Origin of the sequence: Leuconostoc sp. UCMA20149 (genome assembly GCF_030400235.1) — a bacterium.
Taxonomy (GTDB): domain Bacteria; phylum Bacillota; class Bacilli; order Lactobacillales; family Lactobacillaceae; genus Leuconostoc; species Leuconostoc pseudomesenteroides.
In genome coordinates, this window is the sequence record NZ_VJYC01000013.1 from 26,182 (window position 1) to 47,455 (window position 21,274).

Annotated in this window: 24 protein-coding genes; 23 read left to right on the plus strand and 1 reads right to left on the minus strand. The window is 39.9% G+C overall.

Features of this window, described 5'->3' with window-relative positions:
* Nucleotides 1–2: 2 nt before the first annotated feature.
* The 8 genes from pknB to FF105_RS09140 all read left to right on the plus strand — a co-directional run bounded on the left by pknB (nucleotide 3) and on the right by FF105_RS09140 (nucleotide 7,066).
* Nucleotides 3–1,901 (plus strand): Stk1 family PASTA domain-containing Ser/Thr kinase, encoded by a 1,899-nt coding sequence (gene pknB, locus FF105_RS09105; protein ID WP_010291965.1) that lies wholly within the window; start codon nucleotides 3–5, stop codon nucleotides 1,899–1,901.
* A 54-nt stretch (nucleotides 1,902–1,955) separates the two neighbouring features.
* A complete protein-coding gene (gene rsgA / locus FF105_RS09110; protein ID WP_010291962.1) occupies nucleotides 1,956–2,846 on the plus strand; it encodes a ribosome small subunit-dependent GTPase A in 891 nt (296 codons plus the stop codon).
* Nucleotides 2,847–2,860: 14 nt separating this feature from the next.
* Nucleotides 2,861–3,517, plus strand: a complete 657-nt coding sequence (gene rpe / locus FF105_RS09115) for a ribulose-phosphate 3-epimerase (RefSeq protein ID WP_010291959.1) — start codon at nucleotides 2,861–2,863, stop codon at nucleotides 3,515–3,517.
* Nucleotides 3,517–4,161: a thiamine diphosphokinase gene (locus tag FF105_RS09120; protein ID WP_010291956.1), complete on the plus strand. Its 645-nt coding sequence runs from the start codon at nucleotides 3,517–3,519 to the stop codon at nucleotides 4,159–4,161. Before rpe ends, FF105_RS09120 begins: the two co-directional genes overlap by 1 nt.
* 1 nt (nucleotide 4,162) lies before the next feature.
* A complete protein-coding gene (gene trxA, locus FF105_RS09125; protein ID WP_010291954.1) occupies nucleotides 4,163–4,477 on the plus strand; it encodes a thioredoxin in 315 nt (104 codons plus the stop codon).
* 87 nt (nucleotides 4,478–4,564) lie between these two features.
* A complete protein-coding gene (gene rpmB / locus FF105_RS09130; protein ID WP_002815208.1) occupies nucleotides 4,565–4,765 on the plus strand; it encodes a 50S ribosomal protein L28 in 201 nt (66 codons plus the stop codon).
* A gap of 226 nt (nucleotides 4,766–4,991) precedes the next feature.
* A complete protein-coding gene (locus tag FF105_RS09135; RefSeq protein WP_010291951.1) occupies nucleotides 4,992–5,351 on the plus strand; it encodes an Asp23/Gls24 family envelope stress response protein in 360 nt (119 codons plus the stop codon).
* Between the two features lie 8 nt (nucleotides 5,352–5,359).
* On the plus strand, nucleotides 5,360–7,066 hold the full coding sequence (locus FF105_RS09140) for a DAK2 domain-containing protein (protein ID WP_010291949.1): 1,707 nt from the start codon (nucleotides 5,360–5,362) through the stop codon (nucleotides 7,064–7,066).
* A 31-nt stretch (nucleotides 7,067–7,097) separates the two neighbouring features.
* Here FF105_RS09140 and FF105_RS09145 read toward each other — a convergent pair whose 3' ends face one another.
* Nucleotides 7,098–7,304 carry a DUF4044 domain-containing protein gene (locus tag FF105_RS09145; protein ID WP_010291948.1) on the minus strand — a complete coding sequence of 69 codons (207 nt, stop codon included), beginning with the start codon at nucleotides 7,302–7,304 and terminating at the stop codon, nucleotides 7,098–7,100.
* Between the two features lie 102 nt (nucleotides 7,305–7,406).
* Between FF105_RS09145 and FF105_RS09150 the strand changes: the two genes are divergently transcribed.
* From FF105_RS09150 to FF105_RS09220, 15 genes are all read left to right on the plus strand, one after another.
* Nucleotides 7,407–7,748 (plus strand): hypothetical protein, encoded by a 342-nt coding sequence (locus FF105_RS09150; protein ID WP_010291946.1) that lies wholly within the window; start codon nucleotides 7,407–7,409, stop codon nucleotides 7,746–7,748.
* A 150-nt stretch (nucleotides 7,749–7,898) separates the two neighbouring features.
* On the plus strand, nucleotides 7,899–8,330 hold the full coding sequence (gene mraZ, locus FF105_RS09155) for a division/cell wall cluster transcriptional repressor MraZ (RefSeq protein WP_004914780.1): 432 nt from the start codon (nucleotides 7,899–7,901) through the stop codon (nucleotides 8,328–8,330).
* A gap of 39 nt (nucleotides 8,331–8,369) precedes the next feature.
* Complete coding sequence (rsmH, locus tag FF105_RS09160) at nucleotides 8,370–9,308, plus strand: 16S rRNA (cytosine(1402)-N(4))-methyltransferase RsmH (RefSeq protein ID WP_010291944.1); 939 nt, start codon at nucleotides 8,370–8,372, stop codon at nucleotides 9,306–9,308.
* 55 nt (nucleotides 9,309–9,363) lie between these two features.
* The gene (gene ftsL / locus FF105_RS09165) at nucleotides 9,364–9,735 is read left to right on the plus strand and encodes a cell division protein FtsL (protein ID WP_010291941.1); all 372 of its coding nucleotides are present in this window, start codon (nucleotides 9,364–9,366) and stop codon (nucleotides 9,733–9,735) included.
* Nucleotides 9,736–9,737: 2 nt separating this feature from the next.
* Nucleotides 9,738–11,882, plus strand: a complete 2,145-nt coding sequence (locus tag FF105_RS09170; protein ID WP_031941280.1) for a penicillin-binding protein — start codon at nucleotides 9,738–9,740, stop codon at nucleotides 11,880–11,882.
* Nucleotides 11,883–11,891: 9 nt separating this feature from the next.
* Entirely contained in the window at nucleotides 11,892–12,854 is a 963-nt protein-coding gene (gene mraY / locus FF105_RS09175) for a phospho-N-acetylmuramoyl-pentapeptide-transferase (RefSeq protein ID WP_010291935.1), read from the plus strand.
* A 44-nt stretch (nucleotides 12,855–12,898) separates the two neighbouring features.
* Entirely contained in the window at nucleotides 12,899–14,245 is a 1,347-nt protein-coding gene (gene murD, locus FF105_RS09180; protein WP_031941279.1) for a UDP-N-acetylmuramoyl-L-alanine--D-glutamate ligase, read from the plus strand.
* Between the two features lie 11 nt (nucleotides 14,246–14,256).
* Nucleotides 14,257–15,348 carry an undecaprenyldiphospho-muramoylpentapeptide beta-N-acetylglucosaminyltransferase gene (murG, locus tag FF105_RS09185; RefSeq protein ID WP_010291928.1) on the plus strand — a complete coding sequence of 364 codons (1,092 nt, stop codon included), beginning with the start codon at nucleotides 14,257–14,259 and terminating at the stop codon, nucleotides 15,346–15,348.
* Nucleotides 15,348–16,061, plus strand: coding sequence for a cell division protein FtsQ/DivIB (locus FF105_RS09190; RefSeq protein ID WP_010291924.1), 714 nt, complete (start codon nucleotides 15,348–15,350; stop codon nucleotides 16,059–16,061). The genes murG and FF105_RS09190 overlap by 1 nt, the downstream gene beginning before the upstream one ends.
* A gap of 110 nt (nucleotides 16,062–16,171) precedes the next feature.
* On the plus strand, nucleotides 16,172–17,500 hold the full coding sequence (gene ftsA / locus FF105_RS09195; RefSeq protein WP_010291922.1) for a cell division protein FtsA: 1,329 nt from the start codon (nucleotides 16,172–16,174) through the stop codon (nucleotides 17,498–17,500).
* Nucleotides 17,501–17,523: 23 nt separating this feature from the next.
* Nucleotides 17,524–18,825 carry a cell division protein FtsZ gene (gene ftsZ / locus FF105_RS09200; RefSeq protein ID WP_010291921.1) on the plus strand — a complete coding sequence of 434 codons (1,302 nt, stop codon included), beginning with the start codon at nucleotides 17,524–17,526 and terminating at the stop codon, nucleotides 18,823–18,825.
* A 9-nt stretch (nucleotides 18,826–18,834) separates the two neighbouring features.
* Nucleotides 18,835–19,299, plus strand: coding sequence for a cell division protein SepF (locus tag FF105_RS09205; RefSeq protein ID WP_010291918.1), 465 nt, complete (start codon nucleotides 18,835–18,837; stop codon nucleotides 19,297–19,299).
* A 3-nt stretch (nucleotides 19,300–19,302) separates the two neighbouring features.
* The gene (locus tag FF105_RS09210) at nucleotides 19,303–19,566 is read left to right on the plus strand and encodes a YggT family protein (protein ID WP_004914758.1); all 264 of its coding nucleotides are present in this window, start codon (nucleotides 19,303–19,305) and stop codon (nucleotides 19,564–19,566) included.
* On the plus strand, nucleotides 19,563–20,360 hold the full coding sequence (locus FF105_RS09215; protein ID WP_010291913.1) for a YlmH family RNA-binding protein: 798 nt from the start codon (nucleotides 19,563–19,565) through the stop codon (nucleotides 20,358–20,360). The genes FF105_RS09210 and FF105_RS09215 overlap by 4 nt, the downstream gene beginning before the upstream one ends.
* Before the next feature lie 75 nt (nucleotides 20,361–20,435).
* On the plus strand, nucleotides 20,436–21,098 hold the full coding sequence (locus FF105_RS09220) for a DivIVA domain-containing protein (RefSeq protein WP_010291912.1): 663 nt from the start codon (nucleotides 20,436–20,438) through the stop codon (nucleotides 21,096–21,098).
* The last annotated feature ends 176 nt before the right edge of the window (nucleotides 21,099–21,274 follow it).

Here is a 21,274-nt window from a genome sequence, read left to right on the forward strand (position 1 = left end):
AAATGTTACCTGATACATTAGTTGACAATCGATATCTTATTATTAAATCACTTGGTGGTGGAGGCATGGCCAATGTTTATTTGGCGCATGATGAGTTTTTAGATCGTGACGTGACATTTAAAACGATGCGCCTTGATATGCAAGCTGACGCTGATTTGGCAAAACGTTTTCAACATGAGGCTTTGGCAGCTACCGAATTGGTTAATGACAATATTGTTCAAGTTTATGATGTTGGTGAGTATGAAGGCTCTCAATACATCGTTATGGAATATGTTGAAGGAACTGACTTAAAATCATACATTCAAGCACATTTTCCAATTCCCTATCAACAAGTTGTTGATATTATGTTGCAGGTTCTGAACGCAGTCCAAGCGGCCCATGATGCAGATATTATTCATCGGGATCTCAAACCACAAAATATTCTGATTGATGCACAAAATAAAGTTAAAATCACTGATTTTGGAATTGCTATTGCTAAATCAGAACAAGATCTAACGCAGACAAATACGGTCATTGGCTCTGTTCATTACTTATCACCAGAGCAGACACGTGGTGGCATGGCTTCAACAAAGTCCGACATCTATGCGCTAGGAGTTATGCTTTACGAAATGCTGACACAGCATGTGCCGTACGAAGGGGACACACCGGTAGCAGTAGCGCTCAAACATGCTGCGGCTGATATGCCATCTGTTCGTGATTTTGACCCACGGATTCCGCAGGCTTTAGAAAACGTTATTTTGAAAGCAACAGCGAAAAAGCCGCAAGATCGCTATCTTAATGCAGCAGCTATGGCAGAAGATATTAAAACATCGTTATCGCCAAGGAGGACGCATGAGTCACGTTTTGCGCCAATGACAGATGCTGACGATGAAACTAGAATTATTCCAATGGCTCAAATCCAGGATCAACTGAAAACCGGTGTCTCATCAGTAAATGTACTACCAGATGAGGCCCCAGAAGAACCCTCTATTAAAGATCGTATTATTGAATATGCTAAAAAAGGTTATAATGTCAAAGAAATTGCTAAAGTTGTAGACCGTACACCTGCCTACGTAAGATCAGTATTACGAGGCGAGGGTATTAAGTACCGCGAAAGCAAAACGGGTAAAATTGTGGCGTTACTTGCAATTGTGTTGGTTGCTGTAATTAGTTTTTTGGTTGTTTTACAAATTCAAGCCAATAAAACGACCGTGCCTGATGTGGTGGATTTAACTCAAAGTCAGGCAGAAAGTAAGATTAAAAAGGCTGGCTTAAATGTTGGCACGGTGACATCCACGACTTCCAAGTCAATCAAAAAAGGTAATGTCGTCCGTTCAACACCAACTGATGGTGCTGATGCCAAAAAAGGGGATACTGTTAATTTGATAGTTTCCTCTGGTCGTGCAAAAGTCCGTTTTGGTGATTATGTCGGTTCTGATTATGATATGACAGCCACCCAGCTGCGGACACAAGGCTACGAAGTACAAAAGACATCTCAAGCCTCAGATACTATTGCTTCTGGATCAATTATTGCACAGTCAGTTTCTGCCAATGACAAAGTTGATCCAACTGAAACGACAGTTAAATTTACCGTCTCAACTGGGCCTGAAAAGATTACGGTACCTGATTTCACCAAGTCAAGTACACAAGATGACGTGCAAAATTGGGCAGCACAAAACGGGATTACGGTAAATGTTAATACTACCTATTCAAATTCCGTTAAAAAAGACCATGTTATTAGCCAGTCAATACGTGGTGGTTCAAAAATTACAAGGGATAATACACTATTAGTGACCATCTCACAAGGGCCAGAACAATCTAGTTCAAGCAGTAGCTCATCCAGTTCGAGCTCCTCTTCTAGTGATAACTCGAGTGATGAGAGTAGTAAATCCTCATCTTCTAGTGGTTCGGGTAATTCTTAAATAATTTATTGAGTAAAAGTCGATTATATCGACTTTTTTTGTTATGATTATGTTATGAAAACAGGACGCATTATACGCTCTTTGAGCGGCTACTATGATATACAATTAGATGGTACCGAAGAAATTCAACGAACGCGTGCCCGTGGTGAATTTCGCAACTCAAAGCAAAAGCCATTGGTTGGTGATTTTGTTGATTTTGAAAGTGATCGCGACGAAGGTTTGATTTGGGCTATTCATGATCGGCGAAACGTTCTCGTCCGTCCGCCGGTTGCTAATATTGATATTGCTGTGATTGTCACAGCAGTAAAAGAACCAAATTTTACAGCTAACTTGCTTGATAGACAATTAGTCGCCTTGGAAGCTGCCGGTGTGGATCCACTAATTTATTTTTCGAAATTCGATTTACTTTCATCTAAAGAGCGTCAAATGATGAAACAAGTTGTTCAAGACTATCGTCAAATTGGCTATCCAGTGATTGAATCGACAGCACCCAATGCGTTTGACCAATTGAAAGCTGAGTTGCAAGACAACGTTTCAGTTTTCATGGGTCAAACTGGTGCAGGTAAATCAACGTTGTTGAATCATTTATCTCCAAACCTTGGTCTTGAAACAGGAGAGGTCTCAAAAGCACTAAGCCGTGGTAAACATACAACACGTCAAGTCACTCTCATTCGGGTTGGTGACGCCTTGATCGCTGATACACCAGGATTTTCGTCGTACGAAGTCTTCGATTTTTCCGCTGAGACTTTAGACGATTTTTTTCCGGAATTTGTGGCGGTTCGTTCGAATTGTCGCTTTCGTGGTTGTTTACATCTAAATGAACCAGCTTGTGCAGTAAAAGAAGCTGTGACAGTTGGCACAATTTCTCAGTCAAGGTATAATAGTTATAAAGCGTTTTACCAACTGATAAAAGCGCAAAAACCAAAATATAAAACAGATAACTAAAAGGGGATATGAACATGTCAGGAATTATTTCACCATCTATTTTGAGTGCCGATTATACTAATTTAGAGCGCGACGTTAAACTCGTTGAAGCAGCAGGCGCAGAATACTTACACATTGATGTTATGGATGGTAGTTTTGTGCCAGCTATTTCTTACGGTCCAAACTGGGTTAAACAATTACGTCCGGAAACAGACTTGGTGTTAGACGTCCATTTGATGATTGTTAATCCAGAACGCTTTGTTGATGATTTTGCTGATGCGGGTGCCGACATCATCGGTGTTCATGTTGAAGCTACACCACATATTCATCGTGCTTTACAAATGATCAAAAACAAAGGTGTCAAAGCTGAAGTTGTTATTAACCCTGGGACACCTGTGTCAGCGATTGAATCAGTTCTTGATATGGTCGACCAAGTATTAGTCATGACTGTTAATCCAGGATTTGGTGGTCAAAAGTTTTTGCCATCTACAATTGAAAAAATTGCGCAATTAAAAGTTTTTCGTGATGCTCGTGGTCTTGACTTTGATATTGAAATTGATGGTGGCGTGAATAATGAAACGATTGCTGCGGCCTATGAAGCGGGGGCTAATGTTTTTGTTGCTGGATCGTATGTGTATGATAAAGTTGATCCCGCTGCAAAAATTGCCATTTTGAAAGAACTGACTAAATAATGCAAATTAATATTTTAGCAGGCGGACCAGTCGATTTGTGGCCAAAAAATTTATTCAATGAGCCTGGTGTATGGATTGGCGCTGATCGTGGGGCTTGGTACCTTTATCAACATCGTGTAGCAATGATGTTAGCAGTTGGTGATTTTGATTCTTTGACATCAGCTGAATTTGAGGCGCTGCAAGAACATATTACCGCTGAAAATATTGTCCATGTTCGTGCTGAAAAAGATGAAACAGATACAGAGCTGGCGATTATGTTTGCACAAAAACAATCGGTGTCTTGTATTAAAGTTTTTGGCGCCACAGGTGGTAGATTGGATCATTTATTAAGCAATTTATGGCTAATGGCTGACCCAAAGTTTGATGATGTTGTTGAAAAACTTGAAATCATTGATCAAACCAACAGTGTGACTTTTTTCAAAGCAGGTCAACATAGTGTTTTAAAGCATAAAAACAGTCATTATCTAGGTTTCATGCCAATTAATGACGTCAAAAATTTTAAAATTATTGACGCAAAATATCCGTTGACACTAACAGAAAATAAGTATAAAATGTGGTCATCAAATGAATTCTTAAATGATAGGGTTCACGTCAGTTTTGATACGGGTATTATCATGGTGACGCAATCCATAGATAGGAGTTAACATGGCAGTAAAGACAGTAGAAGATGCAACTTTTGAAGCAGCAACGAATGAAGGTGTTAGTATTACAGATTTTTGGGCGACTTGGTGTGGCCCATGTCGCATGCAATCACCAGTGCTAGAAGCATTGTCAGATGAAGTTGACGATGTGGAATTCGTCAAGATGGATGTGGATCAGAATCCTCAAACACCCGCTGAATTCGGCATTAGGGCAATTCCAACACTTCTTGTTAAAAAAGATGGTGAAGTCGTGGAACGCCTAACAGGTTTTCATAATAAACAACAGTTGGCAGATATTTTGTCAAAATACACGAATTAACTTGTCAAAAGGTTAAAATTCTGGTAAAATTTAATATTGTTGTAGAAAGAGCTTAAAAAATAAATGGCTCGAAAAGGAGGGTCGAACATGGCAAAAGATGCTATTACTGGTGCACGCACACGCTTCGGTAACCAACGTTCACACGCGTTGAACTCAAGCCGTCGCAGCTGGAAGCCAAACTTGCAAAAAGTTACGGTAAAAATCAACGGTGCCGCACCAAAGAAGGTTTACTTGACGGCGCGTACTTTGAAGGCCGGATTAAAGAACGGTTCAATCGAACGCGTTTAAAACACGTTTTGTTGGTTCGCCAATATCGTGAGACCACCGCATGGTGGTTTTTTTGTTCGCAGTTAAGTGCTAATTAAGTCGGCTATGGTTATTTAGAAGCCGTATAGGCGTAATATCAATTTTCTATGGTAAAATAGTATTTAACGAACCTTTGGTAAGGAGGAAAAGTGTGTTATTGTAAACGACAAAAGTAAAAGTCGTATTACAAAGACGCATGGAATCAACTATGGCAATTAAAATGAAAACTAAAAACGGCGATATTACGCTAGAAAATGATGTCATTGCGACGATTGTGGGTGGTTCTGCAATTGAAAATCCTGGGGTTGTCGGCATGGCTTCCAAGGCTACTTTTCGAGATGGTGTTAATCAAATATTGAACCGTGAAAATTATGGTAAGGGTGTCGTTGTGCATCAAGAAAATAGTGGTGTCGGTGTTGATGTTTATTTAGTTGCTCAATATGGCACTAAACTATCAGAAATATCAAAGTCGGTTCAAGGTAAAGTCAAATATAATCTCGACGCATTATTGGGCATCCATGTCACTGAAGTTAATGTGATAGTTCAAGGTGTCCGCGTCAGTGACTAGGAGAGGTCATGTCAGTCAATTCACTCACAGTTATTACCAATGTAGAATTTGGTAAAATGATAAATGCTGCGTCAGCAGCACTTGCCGCAAATGCGGATAAAATCAATAAATTAAATGTATTTCCAGTACCCGATGGCGACACTGGTACAAATATGAGCTTGTCGATGGCAAGTGGTGCCCAATATGAGAGAGACGCGTTGGATACCAATATTGGTGCACTCGCTAAGGCAACGTCAAAAGGGCTGCTAATGGGCGCTAGAGGTAACTCAGGTGTTATCTTGTCTCAAATTTTTCGTGGTTTTGCCAATAGTATGGCGGACAAAGAGACACTTTCAGCACGTGATTTAGCCGATGCTTTGATGGCTGGTGCACAGATTGCCTATAAGTCTGTCATGAAGCCAACAGAAGGCACAATTCTGACAGTTATTCGGGAAGCGGCTTCAAAAGCAAATAAGGTAGCAAACCAAACTGATGATGTTGTTGAGTTGATGGCTGCCGTTGAAGACGCAGCTCAGAAAGCTTTAAATAGCACACCTGATTTATTACCGGTGTTAAAAGAAGTTGGTGTTGTTGATTCTGGTGGGCAAGGACTCGTGTTTGTTTTGCAGGCATTCTATCAAGTGCTAAGTGGCGATTTTAATGAAGACGATATGAAAGCGCCGGATAATGCGGAACTTGATCAAATGGTCAAAGAACTACACGCCGGTGCTCAAGCCAATACCAATCTTGACCCTGCAGATATCAAGTATGGTTACTGTACAGAAGTCATGGTCCAAATTGGCAAGGGAACGACTTATGATCATGAATTTGATTATGATGAATTTTATAAGCATTTAGCGCAACTGGGTGACTCATTGTTAGTTATTAATGATGATGAAATTGTGAAAGTGCATGTTCATACAGAAAATCCAGGTGAGGTTATTAGCTGGGGTACGCACTTTGGGTCATTAGTCAAAGTGAAAGTTGATAACATGCGCGATCAGCAACAAGCTGTTATTGACGCCCAACGTGAGGACGAGGCACAGGCTGCTAAAATTTCTGAAATGACGATGCCTGTCCCTGAAACTGCCGTTATTGCCATCGCTGCTGGTGATGGTGTGGCCAAGTTGTTTAAGAGTCTAGGCGTTCATACGGTGATTTCTGGTGGGCAGACTATGAATCCTTCAACAGCAGACATTGTTGATGCAATTAAAGCAAGTGGTGCTAATCAAGCAGTGGTTTTGCCGAATAATAGTAATATTTTTATGGCAGCCGAACAAGCAATTGACCTGGCTGATGTGCCGGTACAGGTTGTTAAAACGCGTACTGTTCAGCAAGGTTTGACAGCAATGATGGGGTACAATCCGGATGCTGAAGCATCCGAAAATGCCAATGCTATGTCGGACATGATTGATGATGTTAAATCAGCTCAAGTCACACAGGCAGTGCGTGATACGACACTGAACGGTGTTGAAATTCACAATGGCGATTGGATGGGAATCATTGATGGTGACATTCAAGTTGTGGCAGACTCCGTTGAAGATGCAGCGGAACAATCAGTCGAAAAAATGTTGGATGATGACTCGGAAATTGTTACGATTATTTTTGGTGCAGACACAAAAGAAAAAGCGGCTAATAAATTAGCAAAAAGCGTTTCTGCTATTGATGAAGATCTAGAAGTTGAAATTCACGATGGTGGACAGCCGTTGTATCCATTTTTAATTTCGGTAGAGTAAAAAAACATGAGTGAGAAATCACTCATGTTTTTTACATCCAACCTAATGCGCTAACAGCTGCGTAAACAACCGATCCTACCATTAAAATGACCATTAACCACGACATAACCAAAATCATTTTTTCAATGCGCGTACGTGATTTTTTTTCGATTTTAGGGACGCGATGCTGATTGAGTTGTGCGTCGATTTCTGCCTGTAATTTTGCGTTTACTGGTCGTTTATGTTGGTCATCTGCCATTGATTTCACCTCTAATTTATTCTTATTTAGTGTATCATAAGTCACAAAAGAATTGAAATTTTTTATAAAATTCGTTAGAGTTAGAACACGAGGTAATTAAAAATGCAATGGTGGTATTGGCCATTAGGTGGCTTACTTTTTTGTTTAATATTAATAGGTGCTAATCAGTGGACAGCAATGAAAAAACTGCGATTGCATGTTTTAGACGTTGTTACGCTACCTGTCTGGATAGTTGCGCACTATACGATGGGATATTTATTTGGGGTTAGCTATATCGAGTGGCTCTTGCTTTTGTGGTTTGCTTTTGGCGCCATTTTGGCTTGGTTCTTATTACAAAAAGAATGGGGTTGGCGCCATTTTTGGCATCTTTATTGGCAATGGAGTGGCCTTTTTGGCATTGTAGTCATAATAGTTGTCATGATTTGGGGTTTTATTAACCACTGACCCCCACTTTTATAAAAGCAGTACTATCATTGATAGTACTGCTTTTTTTGCGTTAAACTTTACCGATTGATGACAAAATTAAAAATAAGGTGGAGAGAAGTGGTGGAATGTGGTAAATTAGTAGTATAGAATTTTAATGGAGGTGGTCCTATGTTTATGGGCGAATATTCACATACGCTCGATACGAAAGGACGCCTAATTATTCCGGCAAAATTCCGTAATCAACTTGGTGAAAAATTTATCGTCACTAAATGGATGGAAAAATCGTTACGGGCGATGCCGCTATCTGTTTGGGAAAAGTTAGAAAACCAGTTGAATCAATTACCAACTGGTAAAAAAGACGCGCGCTCGTTTAGACGTTTTGTCATGGCCGGTGCATTAGAAGCTGAGTTTGATAAGCAAGGTCGAATTATTGTACCAAGTAACTTACGAGAGTACGCATCATTAGAAAAAGATGTTATTGTGACTGGCGTTGGTGATTCTTTTGAAATTTGGAGTGCTGACACTTGGGCTGCGTACACAGCTGAAACAGCTGAAAACTTTGATGATATTGCTGAGGGATTAGTTGATTTTGATTTTTAATGTAACCAAGTATGGTTGCCAGAAGGAAAGTGAGCTGAAATGACATTTGAACACGTTACGGTGCTATTGCATGAGGCCATTGAATTATTAGATATCAAGCCTGACGGTATTTATGTGGACGCAACGCTTGGTGGTGGTGGACACACGGGTGAAATTCTAAAGCAATTAACAACTGGCAAGCTGTATAGCTTTGATCAGGATGATACAGCGATTCAATACAATATGAACCGCTACGTAGATGACATCGCGACTGGCAAACTCGTTTTGATTCATCAAAACTTTAGGACGTTAACTGCGGCGCTAGCAGCACAGAATGTTCAGAATGTCGATGGCATTGTTTATGATCTGGGTGTTAGTTCAGTTCAGTTTGATGATGGACAACGTGGGTTTAGTTACAATTACGATGCTGAGTTGGACATGAGAATGGATCAAAGACAAACTTTGACTGCTAAAACAATTGTCAATGAATGGTCGTTTAATGAACTTCTTCGAGTTTTAAGTCGTTATGGCGAAGATCGATTTCCAAAACAAATTGCCCGCAAAATAGAACAGCATAGAGAAAATGGTCCTATTAATACAACCTTTGAGTTGGTTGACATCATTAAAGAAGCAATTCCAGCACCAGCTCGCCGCAAAGGTGGACATCCAGCTAAAAGAACGTTTCAAGCATTAAGAATTGCGGTTAATGATGAATTAGGTGCTCTGGAAGATTCTTTAACGCAGGCACTCGATTTAATTGATCATAATGGTCGCATTAGTGTGATTACATTTCAGTCATTAGAAGATCGTCTTGTAAAGCAAATGTTTCGTGAGAAAACTAGCACACCTGAGTTACCTGTTGGTTTGCCTGTACTACCGGGACAATTTGAAGCTGAGTATGATGCGCTTACCAAGAAACCGATCTTACCAAGCGTTACCGAAATGAGTACCAATCATCGCTCGGAATCAGCTAAACTACGCGGTATTCGACGCAAATAACTTAATTTAAGTTTTAAAACTAATTGTTACATCATCAGATTTTTGGAGAAAAGCTATGGCACAAAATGCATACGAATATTCATCAGCTGCTGCACAACAAGCACCGCTTACGCAACCACGCCATCGCCAACGCAAAGTAATTAAATACAAAGCAGCAGCTTGGACTAAAAAAGAGCGTGGTTTAGTTATTTTTGTGGCTGCAGTTGTCTTATCGTTGATGGTTGGTGCTGTCTTTACGAGTATGCAAATTACCAAAGCGACTAACAGTACTACGGCTATTGAAACGAAAATAAGCAATACGAAACAAAATAATGATGCTTTACAAACTAAGATTCAGGATGTTACTAGTAAGTCAAATCTAGATAAGGTTGCAAAAAAATACGGCATGACACTTTCAGATGATAGTGTGCGCAATGTTAATCAATAATTATGAAAAATAAAGTGAGACGGATACCTAACAAAAGAATCACAAAGAATGCCAAAATATTTGGCGGGTTGTTGCTGTGTGGCACAACAGTTGTGATTTTAATGCTTGGTATTCGTCTTTTTGTTATTGCTGGGAACAAAGCCGTTGATGGGCATAACCTAACAAAAGCGACACGAGAAGCGTTTATGGGAAAACAAAACATTATTGCCAATCGTGGTAAAATTTTTGATGTCAATGGACAAGTTTTAGCCGAGAACACAACTGTTTACAATATGTACGCAATCTTGGACAAAAATCAAAAAGACGCTAATGGCAAACCAGATTATGTGACGGATGCGAGTGAAACAGCTCAAAAATTAAGCACGGTTATTAGCTTAAAAGAAAAAGTAATCTACAAACGATTAACTGCTAAGCAATTTCAAGTAGAGTTTGGATCAGCTGGCAAAAGTCTGACAATTGCGCAGCATAAGAAAATAGTGGCCATGAAGCTTCCTGGCATAAAATTCACATCACAAGCGGCACGCGTTTACCCCAATGATCAAATGGCATCTCATCTGATTGGAAACATTAAGTATAGTGAAAATGTTAGCGGTCAATCTACAATGATTGGGACAATGGGAATTGAAGCGGCCGAAAATTCTATACTAACTGGTAAAAATGGCATTAAAAGCTACGAAGGTCAAAAAGAGAATAACAAAAGTAGCCGAACAGTGAAAAATGGGGATGACGTGTACCTCACTTTAGATGATAGTTTGCAAAACACTCTAGAAACGCGTATGGATACATTGTTTAAAGATACGGGGGCAAAAACAGCAGTTGCAGTATTGATGGAAGCAAAAACAGGACGAATTGTTGCGGCGACACAAAGACCAAACTTTAATGCTAACGACAAATCCTCAAATCCGGCGACTTGGCAAAATCTACTTGATCAAGGTGCCTTTGAGCCTGGATCAACTATGAAAGGCATAACGTTGGCAGCGGCTATTGATACAGGAGAGTGGCGACCTAATGACACCTATCAATCGGGCACATTTTTAATTGATGGCAAAAAAGTCGTTGATGCTTTTGGTCAAGATGCCGGTGTGTTGACATATCGTGAAGGATTTTGGCGTTCATCGAACGTAGCCTTTGCACGCACCGAACAAAAGCTAGGGGCAACAACATGGCGTAAGTATTTGACGCGATTCCGTTTTTTACAGTCTACTAAATCAGGTCTCAATGCGGAAGAAGCTGGGTCTATTTCGTTTAATTATCCAATTGAACAGGCCAATACGGCTTATGGTCAAGCCATTAATGTGACGCCGTTGCAACTGATTCAAGCCTATTCAGCAATCGCTAATAATGGTAAAGAAGTTAAACCCTATTTTGTCGATAAAGTAGTTAATTCTTCGACCGGTGCAATTGTCAAAGAAGGGAAAACGACAACGGTTGCTCACCCAATTAAAGCCAGTACGGCCGAAAAAGTTCGTGAATATATGATTGATGTTGTGAATCAATCTACTGGAACTGCTAAGGAATTTGATTTGCGAGATGCTGGATATCAAATTGCTGCTAAAACTGGAACTGCCCAAGTAGCAGAAAAGGGTCAATACCTAGATGGTCTGAAAAATGCGATTCACTCAGTCGTTGTATTAGCACCAGAAAAAAATCCAAAGTATATTTTTTACATGGCTGTTAAACAACCAAAAGTTTTTCCAGATGAAACAATTCAAACCACAATGAACAAAGTATTTAGACCATTAATGCTACAAGCTTTGAATAATAGCAGCAGTGCTGTAAAATCTAAGACAACGAAACAGACGGTGCCTAATGTTGTCGGGCAATCAATTACTGCTGCCAAAACAACATTAACTAAAGCAGGTTTCCGAGTGGCTGTCGTGGGCACAACTGGAAAAATTAAATCACAATCGCTGTTGCCGGAACAAAAAGCATTAACCAATCAATTAGTGATATTGAAAGCACAAGGTACTACGAATATGCCTGATATGACAGGCTGGAGTTTAACTGATGCACAATCATTTGCGAAGCAAATTGGCTTCACGTTGACTTGGAAAGGGTCTGGATACATTACGAGTCAAACTGTTGGTGCTAATCAGTTGGTTGTCAAAAGCAGTCAAGTAGCGATTGTATTGAAAGAGAAGGAGTAACAGGGAGAGATGACAGAAAATCTATGGACTTTCGCACGATCGTTTATCGTGACAGTTATTTTTATGCCAGCATTGATTAACTTTTTGAGACATTCTAAGGAGCAGGCAGTAATACGTAAACTTGGTCCTGATCATCAGGCCAAAGCAGGAACACCAAGTATGGGCGGTGCCTTATTTGTACTAGCTGCTGTAATCAGTGCGATTGTTGGTGGTGTAGCAAGTGAAGGATGGCATGGTTTCATGCTCCAGTTGATGCCACTTTTGGCATTTGTGGCATTTGCTGTTATTGGTGGTGTTGATGATGCACTTAAAATTCTGAAACATGCGGATGATGGTTTCAGATTCAAACCAAAATTGTTGGCACAAACACTTAGTGCTTTGGTGGTAATGATTGTTATGTGGTTTATGAATGTACCATTTGTGCTGAATGTACCGTTTGTTGGTCATATTTATTTGGGTGGTTTTTATTTCATTTTCATGTGGTTCTGGCTCGTAGGATGGTCAAATGCCACTAACTTAACAGACGGTCTTGATGGCCTACTAACGGGTATTAGCATTATTGTTTATGGCACCTATACATGGATTGCAATGGCAATGCATAACCAGTCTATTGTGATTTTTAATATTGCGATTATTGGTGCGTTAGTTGGATTTTTGATTTATAACAAACCAAAAGCCAAAATTTTTATGGGAGATACAGGCTCACTAGCTTTGGGCGCAGGATTAGCAATTGAGTCAATTTTGCTTGGCATTCCATTTTCTCTAGTGTGGTTTGGCATTATTTTTGTAATCGAAACGCTGTCAGTTATTATTCAAACAATTGGTTATCACTTTTGGAAGAAACGCATTTTTCCAATGGCACCAATCCACCATTCATTTGAAAAATTCGGTTGGCGTGAATGGCAAATTGATATACTATTCTGGGTCGTTAGTCTTCTAGTAAGCATTGTAGGAATTTTATATATGAGTTAAAACGGTGATGACCGTGTACATAAATAAAGAAATCAGGTTAAATCATGCAGGCAATGGACTTTAAAAATAAAAAAATTATGGTTTATGGTTGGGCACGCTCTGGAAAAGCAGTGACTAAGCTTTTATTGGCACTTGGCGCTGATGTTACCGTTGCAAATGATGGTGATTTTCAACAAGATGATGATTTTCTAAATTTACAATCGCAACAGGTTACTTTTTTGTCACAGGCTCAAGATGCGCATCTGGATAATAGTTTCAAATATCTGGTGAAAAATCCAGGCATTAATTATGATCAACCATTGGTGCAAAAAGCGCTTGATTTGAAAATGCCAATTTTAACAGAGGTTGCCGTGGCGTTGAGTACATTCAAAGGTCGATTAATTGCGGTGACAGGATCCAATGGTAAAACGACAACGACTTCATTGATTCGTGATATGCTCAAATCTGATGAACAGCCGGTCACGACAGCTGGCAATATTGGCACACCTGTCAGTGAAGTCGTTGCTGATTTAACGGAAAAAGATACGTTATTGTTAGAACTATCAAGTTTCCAATTAATGGGCATACCTGATATTCAACCAGATATCGCTGTTGTGACTAATATTTTTTCAAATCATCTGGATTATCACAAAACTAGAGATAATTATGTAGCTGCTAAATTTCAGATTACACGCCATCAAACGTCGAATCAGTATTTAATTTTAAATGCTGATGGACCAGACACGCCTCATTTTGCTGCCAAAACACATGCCAAAGTGTTGACGTTTTCACGTCAACAAACTGGTTTGCCGGCAGAAATTAAAGATGATCAATTATTGATTGATGGCGATGCAATAATGCCTGTAACGGACATTAAACTAGTTGGGCCTCACAATTTAGAAAATGTTTTGGCGGCAGCAACGGCTGCAAAATTAGCTGGCGTGAGTGATCGTGCGATTAAAGATGTATTGAAAACTTTTGGTGGTGTTGCGCATCGTTTACAGTATTTATTTACTGTGAATGGTGTGAAGTACTATAATGATTCAAAAGCCACAGATATCGAAGCTACGCAGACAGCATTAAATAGTTTTGATCAACCAACAATATGGATTGGTGGTGGCTTAGACCGCGGTGATGATTTGTCACGCATGGTGCCTAATTTAAAACATGTTAAAACAGTAATTGCTGTTGGGCAAACGCAGCAAAAAATTGTTGATTTGGCACATCAGGCCGGTAAAACAGTGATTACTGTTAAAGATGTTATGGCAGCGGCGCCAGAAGCGGTGCAGTTAGCGCATCCAGGTGATGTGGTATTGCTTTCGCCCGCTCATGCGAGTTGGGATCAATTTAAGACATTTGAAGAACGCGGTGAAAAATTTGTCGGTGCACTAAAAAAAGCACTTAAAATTTGAAAGGAGTCGTTATGAAAATTATTTTATCTGGTGGTGGAACAGGTGGTCATATTTATCCAGCTCTTGCTTTAGCCGAAGTGATTAAAAAGCATGAACCAGATACACAATTTTTGTATGTGGGATCGGAACGAGGCGTTGAGTCTAACATTGTGCCTGCGACTGGAATGGCATTTGATCGTTTAACAGTTCAGGGCTTCAAACGATCACTGTCTTTAGATAATGTTAAAACGGTTTCTTTGTTTTTAAAAGCGGTTCGTGAGGCAAAAAAAATTCTCAAGGAATTTCAACCAGATGTTGTTGTTGGAACGGGTGGATATGTCAGTGGTGCTGTTGTCTATGCTGCCCAACGATTGCATATTCCAACAGTCATTCATGAACAAAATTCAATTGCCGGTGTTACAAATAAGTTTTTGTCTCGCGGGGCGACGCGCATTGGCGTTGCTTTCGATGTTGCATTATCACAATTTCCCAAAGGGAAAGCAACGGTGGTTGGAAACCCAAGAGCACAACAAGTTGCTTCATTAAAGTCAAATTTCTCATGGCGACAGATTGGTTTACGGGATGACAAACAGACGCTGTTAATATTTGGCGGTTCGCAAGGCGCCCCAGCTATTAATTTAGCAGTTATTGATGCCTTAGAAACGTTTAATCAACGCAGTTATCAAGTGGTATTTGTCACAGGACCAAAACGATATCAAAATGTACTTGATAGAATGACTACGCAACCAGCTGAAAATGTGCGAATTTTACCTTATATTGATAATATGCCAGAAGTTATGGCACAAACTGATGCGATAGTGGCGAGGGCTGGCGCGACCTCAATAGCAGAAATTACTGCCTTGGGTATTCCGTCTATTCTAATTCCGAGTCCATTTGTGACAGGAGATCATCAGACAAAAAATGCGCAAAGTTTAGTTGACGCTGGTGCTGCATTGATGATTTCAGAGCCATCTTTGTCAGCAATTACGCTAACTCAAGCGGCCGATACATTGTTACTAAATGACAAGGTGAGCGAGGCAATGGCGGCCCAATCAACTAAAATTGGTGTGCGTGACGCTGGCGAAAGGCTTTATGCACTAATTCTAGACGCAATTGGAGAATAATGAAAGAAGTTATACCACAATCAAAGCATATTTTTACTAGAAAACGACCGTTACAACTCTGGTTGAGTTTAGCGGTTTTTGCTGTTTTGATTGTTGGTTTAATATTGATTTTACAACCGTGGCGTACGATTAAAAATGTGTCAGTGGCGTCGACTGTTGTTTCGAAAGAACAAATTAAAAAATATGTAAATGTTAGTCAGAAAACGCCATATTGGCGTTTAGTTGGACAACAAACCTTTATTGAAAATCGATTGCAATCACAAAGTGACAAAGTTGATTCAGTAAAAGTCACGTTAAAAGATGATGATGTACTATTTACTGTTGTGGAAAGAATAAATGCTGGATTTGTCCAACAAAAGGGACAGTGGTATGCCATCAATCAACAAGGAAATCGGCATCAAATAAGCCAACCAGATGGCGATGCACCTGTATATAGCGGTTTCAAGAGTGATGCTGTGTTATCAAAAACTGCTGTTATATTTTCTAACCTTGAGGCTGCTCTTCGACAAAATATTAGTCAAATAATATTTTCACCCACTAAAGAGAATCCGAAACGCCTAAAAATTATCATGGCAGATGGTAATACTGTACTGGCAACAACTACAACATTCGGTCAAAAGATTGTTTATTATCCAGGTATTGCAGCGCAAATGAAAGCAAAAGGTGTGGTTGATTTACAGTTTGGGGCTTTCTCATATAACTATAAATCTTAATCATAATTATGTATTCAAAGAGAAGAATTGGGTCGCAAAATATTGCGATTTTATGTTATTATTAATATTAGGTATATTTTGTAAAAATAATTAACAAAGGGGCACGACGCATGAATAATTCAGGCGTGACGGTTGGATTGGACATTGGAACCACTTCAATTAAAGTTGTCATTGCACAAACTGCTGGAAATCAATTTAATGTCATTGGTGCGGGAAGCGCCCCTTCACGTGGTTTACGCCGTGGTGTGATTGTCGATATCGATACCACTGCTGCTGCGATTCGTGAAGCGATTGATCAAGCACAAGAAAAAGCAAATATTAAAATTACCGATGTTGTCGTTGGTATTCCAGCTAATCAGGTTGAAATTATCAACGTTAATGGTTTAGTATCTATTGCTAACCAGAATAAGCGCATTACCTATCAGGATGTTCAAAATGTAGCACAACAGGCCTTATCTAATGGTTTGCCAGCGGATCGTGATGTGATTGAATTAGTAGCTGAAGAATTCGTTGTTGACGGCTTTGATGGCATTAAAGATCCGCATGAAATGATAGGCGTACGGCTCGAAATGCATGGAGTTGCCTATGTTGGACCTAGTAAAATTCTTGACAATACGCGAATGGCAATTCAAAAAGCCGGTCTTAATTTGCAAGAATTTATTCTATCACCATTGGCATTGGGTACAACCATTTTAAATGATGGCGAACAGGACTTTGGAACGGTTTTGATTGATTTAGGAGGCGGACAGACTAGCGCTGCTGTTATCCATGATCGCAAATTGAAATATACGTTCGTTGATATTGAAGGTGGTGATAGTGTCACCAAGGACATCTCGACTGTTCTGGGTACTTCTTACATCAATGCCGAAAGAGTAAAACGGGACTATGGCTTTGCGGATCCTTTGCAAACAGATCAAGACAATGAATTTCCTGTGGAAGTTATTGGTGAAGCTGTTCCAAAACAATTTGATGAGAAATATTTATCGGAAATCATTGCGGCGCGTTTAGAACAGATGTTTACGAGAATATTTGATCACTTGCAACAGGTTAATGCGTTAAACATGCCCGGAGGCTTTGTATTAACTGGTGGCAATGCGGCTTTACCAAAAATGGTTGATTTTGCTCAACAATTGTTGGGTGATAATGTGCGTTTGTTTGTACCAGATCAAATTGGGCTGCGACATCCTTCATACACTCGTGCATTAGCATATTCAGTGTTTGCATCTAGAGAAAATATGGTGCAACAGGTGATTAAACAGACGATTATGAATCGTCGTGAGGTCGCCCCTAATCCTGAGCCAACGTCAACAGTAATTGAGGCGCCGCAACAAGAATCATATGATAGTTATCAATATGTTAATGATTCGACTGAAGCACCTCGTGAAGGTTGGTTTGGAAAAATTCGCCAAAAGATCAGCAATTTATTTAACGAAGACTAAAAAGACACTTAAGGAGACAACTCATGGATTTTTCAATTGATGATACCCAGGAAGCGGGCGCAATCATAAAAGTTATCGGTGTTGGTGGTGGTGGCTCAAATGCTGTTAACCACATGATCGAAGAAGGCGTCGGTGGCGTTGAATTCATCGTAGCTAATACTGATGTACAAGCACTAGATAAGTCAAAAGCCGATACGAAGATTCAAATCGGCCCTAAATTAACCGGTGGTTTGGGTGCAGGCTCAAATCCAGAGCGTGGTACCAAAGCTGCTGAAGAATCAACTGAAGATATTGCTAATGCTTTAGCCGGTGCCGATATGGTTGTCATTACTGCAGGAATGGGCGGTGGAACTGGTAACGGCGCAGCTCCTGTTGTTGCGCGTATTGCTAAAGAACAAGGCGCATTAACGGTTGCAGTTGTAACACGACCATTTAAATGGGAAGGACCAAAGCGTGGACGATTTGCTGCCGAAGGATTACAGGCTTTATCAGAGTCTGTTGATTCATTAATTGTGATCACTAACGAACGCTTGAAAGACCGTATTGACCTTCGTACACCACTGTCTGAAGCATTTAAGGTAGTTGATGAGGTTGTGGCACAAGGTGTTCGTGGTATTTCTGAGTTGATCACTAACCCTGGTTTCATTAACTTGGATTTTGCTGATGTGAAAACTGTCATGCAAGATGCCGGACCTGCTTTGATGGGCGTTGGTCAAGCAAGTGGTGAAACTCGTGCAGCTGACGCAACAAAACAGGCTATTTCGTCACCGTTGCTTGAAGTTGATATGTCTGGCGCAGAAGACGTTTTGCTTAATATTACTGGTGGCCTAGATATGTCATTGTTTGAAGCACAAACTGCTTCAGAAGTCATTAGCCAAGAGGCAGGACGTGACGTTAACGTTATATTTGGAACATCAATCGATGAAGATCTTGGTGATTCAATTCGTGTGACTGTTATCGCGACCGGTCTTCAGAACACAAATGATAAATCTAAACAATCTGTAACAAAGAATGTTGCACCAGCAGCGTCAGTTTTTGGTACGGCAACAACAACTGAGTCATCGGCACCTTTGTCTTCTGCTTCATCAGTTTTTGAAAAACCAGCGACATCATCATCAGCGCCTAAAGTAACACCAACACAAAGCGATCCATTCGCCGATTGGAATATTGGTGGCACAACCAAGGACGCATTTTCTGAAGATGATCGCTTTGATGGCGTTCAGAAGCAATCATTTGATGTCTTTAATACACCCAGCTCAAGTGCAGCGGTTGATTTAGGCAATGATGATGACACTGACCAACCACCATTTTTCAAGAAACGTTAAGGAGAACTCATGGCATTAGGGGACACAATTAAACGTCTATTTAGTAATGAGGAAGATTATTACGAAGATGAAGGGTATGATCAACAATCATACCAAGAGCAGCCACAACCACAGCCTGTTCAACAGCAATCAAATACTTCCCAACAACAACGATTTACACGACCATCAGCGACACAACAAGCCACTTCAGACTTTAATAGTGCAAATAGTAAAATTGCATTGTTTGAACCCAAAGTGTATTCTGATTCGCGCGCAATTGCTTCACAAATTTTGGGTGGCGAAGCGGTGATTGTTAACTTTACGCAGATTGATGAAGCACAAGCTAAGCGGATTCTTGATTTTCTGGGTGGTGCAGTTTATGCTGTCAACGGCGAAATTGAGCGTATTGGTCAGTCTATTTTCTTGGTAACACCAAATACATTTGAAATTTCAGGGACTTTGACAGATAACCTTGAACCCAATAGCAGGTACTAATTCATGATTGCAGAAATTGTCATATGGTTGTTTCGTTTAGTGCAATATTATGAATATGCAATTGTTATTTATATTTTAATGTCGTGGCTACCAGGTGCTCGTGAGTCAGGTTTGGGCCGGTTTTTGGGGCGTATAGTTGAGCCTTATCTGAGAATCTTTCGATTTATTCCACCAATTGGGATGCTTGACTTTTCACCAATTGTGGCAATTTTGGCTTTGAATTTTGCACGTAGTGGATTGTTACATCTAGTTTCAATATTCCTATGACGGACAACATATCAAGCATTTCACAGCATTTTCGTGACTATGAGCAACCTTTCATACAACAAGTCTTGGATTGGATGAAACAGGCTGATGACGACTATCGCTTAGTTTTAACGCGATTTTTAAATCCTAGAGAACAATACATTTTACAAACACTAATTAATCGTCAATCTGAGTTGCAAAGTTATTTGTATGGTGGTGTGGCTGGCGCTGAAAGCCAAAGGGCAATCATTGCACCAGAAGTTTTTGACATAAAACTAGAAGATTTTGGAATTGCTTTGTTAACTGTACAATATCCGCAAAAGTTTGCGACATTACATCATGCCACAATATTGGGTACACTAATGCACTTGGGTATTAGTCGTGATGTGGTTGGCGATATACTGTTTGATGCTGAAGAAACAAGTTGGCAGATTATTGTTGATAAAAAAATGGTAGCGTATATTCAACAAACAGTTACAAAAATTGGCAGAGTTGCTGCCAATTTGAAAGAGCTACCACTAAACGAGGCCCTGCCTGTTTTAACTAATTGGCAAGAGCAATTTACTTTGATGTCATCTCTTCGGCTTGATGTTGTCATATCATCTATTTTTCAACTGTCACGTAGCGATACTAAGACGCTTATTGAAAGTGGTCAGGTTCACGTAAATTGGATGGTTGCGCAAAAAACTAATATGGATGTCGCAGTAGGTGATTTGATATCAGTTAGAAAACATGGTCGTGCACAGATCAAATCATTAGATGGTCGGAGTAAAAAAGATAAATTGAAAGCAATTGTCAATGTTGTGCAAAGATAGTAATGTCAAGCTTCTATCTAATTTAGACTAAGCATGATAAAATTATGAAGTACAATTATGTTAAAGGAGAATGTTATGGCATTATCACCAGATGAAATTTTAAATCACGAATTTACAAAAAAAGGCAGTAAAGCATACGTTGCGACGGAAGTAGATGCATTTTTGGATCAAGTCAATAGTGATTACGAAGCATTAATTGCTGAACGTGATGCGCTTAAAGTGCAACTTGAACAGTCACAATCTCAAGTTGATGAACTAGAAGCCAAACGTGAGCAAGTTAATCAATCTATATTTGTCGCGCAAGAAGCAGCTGACCGATTGAAAAAGGATGCTGACGTTGAAGTTAAAAAGCAGTTGACACATGCACAAGAAGCAGCTACTAAAATCATCAGTGATTCTCGTGTTAAGGCAGAAGCTGAAGCAGAGCGCTTGGCGCAAGAAAACGCAGAATTAACTAATGAGCAAAATCAATTACGTACAGAAGTTGAAAGTTTTAAAAATTCCTTCTTGCAATTATTAACAGCACAGCGTACACTATTAGAAAATGATGAGTTAGCAGAAGCTGTTCATCGTTTACCAATTGGTCAAGTGACAGCCAATCGTATTGGTCAAGTTGCGGAAGCAGCACCAGTTGAAGTTTCAACAGAGCAAGGGTCAGATGACCAACAGGAAACAGCAGAAGCTCAAGGACCAGTTGTGGTGTTTCCAGAATCAGAAGACCAAGCAGACAATCATTAATAACTATAAAAAGCGTAACACAGCAAAGTTGGCATATATACGTGCAGCGAGTCATGGTGGTGGAAGATGACCGTCCCTGATGCCAATCAGATCAGTTACCAGTTTTGTTTAGCTGAAATTGTAGTAAGCTAGAACGGCGCAGGTCGTTAATGCTGATTTGAGAGTAATAATTACGA